We start from the raw sequence: 1,920 nt of genomic DNA, 5'->3' as shown, positions 1-1,920 counted from the left end.
AACCGCCGGAGCAACGTCAGCGGCCTGCCGGCCGCGGGAGCACCGTCAGCTGCCCACCGGGCCGCCGTCGAGGCGCCAGGTGACCACCACGCCCGGCTTGGCGTAGTCGCCGTCCGGCCAGTTAGAGGCCGGGTTCTCCACCGACGCGCCGGTGATCTCACCCGGGTGCTGCACGGCGACGAAGACCGAGCGGTTGTCGCCGGTGATGAACGGGCCGCAGGTCTCCGCGCCGAGCGGCACGGTGAGGAACTGCTTGAGGTGACCCTTCTCGGGACCCTCGACGGCGGTGGCGAAGAGGCCGTCGTTGCTGCCCAGCGCGTTGCCGTCGGTGGAGATCCACAGGTTGCCGGTGGCGTCGAAGGCGACGTTGTCCGGGCACGAGATCGGGGAGACCTTGGTCTTGTCGTACCCGGCGAAGAAGGTCGACGGGTCGGTCGGGTCGCCGCAGACGATCGGCAGCGACCAGGCGAAGGTCTCCGAGGTGTTGTCGTTGCGGTCCTCGACCAGCTCCAGGATCTGCCCGTGCTTGTTGGCGTTGCGCGGGTTGGCCTCGTCGGCCGCCGCCTTGCCGGCCTTGCCCCGGTCGGTGTTGTTGGTCAGCGCCACGTAGACCTTGCCGGTGAGCAGGCTCGGCTCGACGTCCTCGGGGCGGTCCATCTTGGTCGCGCCGACCTTGTCGCCGGCGAGCCGGGTGAAGGTCAGCACGTCCGCGGCGGTCATCCCGTCGACGAACGAGCGGTTGCCGCTGACCAGCTTGATCCAGCGACCCCGGCCGTTGAACGCGCCGTCGGCGGGGAGGTTGCCCGAACCGTCGATCTCGCCCGCGCTGGTCTGGTCGAGCTGCGCGACGTAGAGCGTGCCGGACTCCAGCAGCGTGAGGTTGTGCTTGCGGGCGGCCCAGGAGTTGCCCTTCAGGAACTTCTTCGCCGAGACGAACTTGTAGAGGTAGTCGAACCGCTCGTCGTCGCCCATGTACGCGACCACGTGCCCGTCCTTGGCGACGATGACGTTCGCGCCCTCGTGCTTGAAGCGGCCCATCGCGGTGTGCTTGCGCGGGCGGCTCTCCGGGTCGAACGGGTCGATCTCGACGACCCAGCCGAACCGGTGCGCCTCGTTGGGGTGCTTGGCCAGGTCGAAGCGCTCGTCGGCGCGCTCCCACTTACGGCTGCCGCTGGGGTAGCGGGACGCGGTGGTGATGCCGTAGCGGTCCAGCTTCGGCTTGAGGTCGGCCGGAGCGGCGTCCGCTCCGACGAAGTACTGGTTGAAGTTCTCCTCGCCGGAGAGCACCGTCCCCCACGGCGTCACGCCACCGGAGCAGTTGTTGAGCGTGCCGACGACCGTACGGCCCTTGGGGTCGGCGGCGGTCTTCAGCCAGGCCGAGCCGGCGGCCGGGCCGGTCAGGTCGAACTTGGTGCTGAGCGCGGTGACCCGCCGGTTGTACGGCCGGCGGCCGTTGTCCACGGGCTTCCACTGCCCGGTGCCGGCGACCCGCTCCAACTCCACCACGGACATACCGTGCGCGGCCATCGCCGTGCGCAGCTGCTCCACGGAGAGCCCGTCCAGCCCGGGGAAGCCGGGGAACATCAGGTCCTCGTTGGTGTACTCGTGGTTGACCACGAGCAGCGCCCGCCTGCCCTGCTTGTCCAGCGGCAGCACCCCGACGAAGTCGTTGTTGTAGCCGAACTGCTTCGACTGGGCGGCGGCGGTCTGGTGGTGCAGATCGAACTCCGGCGCGCCCGGCAGCACCGGGTCGCCCCACTTGATCACCACGGCGTTGTCGTAGCCGTTCGGCACGACCAGGGTGTCCAGCTTGTTCGGCGGGATCGGCTTGAAGGTCAGCGCGCCGCTGCCGACGCCCGTGGCGGGGCGGCCGAAGCCGAAGCCCTCCGGCACGTCCGGGGTGGCGGGGGCCGCCGCGGC

At 70.2% G+C, this 1,920-nt stretch carries 1 protein-coding gene; it reads right to left on the bottom strand.

Annotated features, from left to right (window positions below; genetic code table 11):
• Positions 1-45 precede the first annotated feature (45 nt).
• A partial coding sequence (locus AB0J68_RS31715) for a PhoX family phosphatase (RefSeq protein WP_363942516.1) occupies positions 46-1,920 on the bottom strand: 1,875 nt, incomplete at its 5' end.

Source organism: Micromonospora sp. NPDC049580, from assembly GCF_040675595.1.
Lineage (GTDB): Bacteria > Actinomycetota > Actinomycetes > Mycobacteriales > Micromonosporaceae > Micromonospora.
The sequence above is the reverse complement of the archived record's forward strand: the minus strand, read 5'-3'. Positions and strand labels throughout refer to the sequence as shown.